Annotated in this window: 2 protein-coding genes; both read right to left on the bottom strand. The window is 55.7% G+C overall.

From position 1 onward, the window contains the following. Nucleotides 1-219 (bottom strand): hypothetical protein (locus TR61_RS20315; RefSeq protein ID WP_216595452.1); only part of this gene is annotated, 219 nt, incomplete at its 3' end. A gap of 146 nt (nucleotides 220-365) precedes the next feature. After that, nucleotides 366-566: CcdB family protein (locus TR61_RS19455; RefSeq protein WP_050932215.1), on the bottom strand; the 201-nt coding region annotated here is incomplete at its 5' end.

Below are 566 nucleotides of genomic sequence, written 5' to 3' on the forward strand. Positions count from 1 at the left end.
CGGGCAACCCTTGTGCCGCGACGACAGCACAGTGCCTCCGGTTTCTTCCTGTTTACGCTTGTTCAGATTCTTCACCTTTGGGGTATCGCCCCTCGGAGAAGAACTGAGGATCTCCGATTTTCTCCAATAAAAACAATGTTTTAGATATTCCGCGGCCGCGCTAATCACATCCAAAGTCACATTTTGACCCCACGGCAAGAACATGTTCAGCTTCTTCACCTCTATGTGCGCAAACCTAACATTTAGAGATCCCGGCCCGCCTTTATGCCCGCGCTTCAGCCGTCCTACCGTCTTATGCCGATCGATCGACATCCCATACAGGCTCTGGTCGGCACATGCGATAACGCCCAGGCCCTACAGCCGCTTCAGAAGCCGTGGAACACCATATCCAGCGCATCCGTAATCACCCCGGCATGCAGCGTCAGATCCCCCACACACGCGGCAAATTCAGACATCTGCACCGCGGACAAATACTGTGTCGCCATCACGTATGCCCCATCATCAAGCTCAAAAACCGGGTTCAGCCGTCGCGCAGGCTCCGGCGCCTGATCCAGCGGCAGCAGCGG

Source organism: Aestuariivita boseongensis, assembly GCF_001262635.1.
Lineage (GTDB): Bacteria > Pseudomonadota > Alphaproteobacteria > Rhodobacterales > Rhodobacteraceae > Aestuariivita > Aestuariivita boseongensis.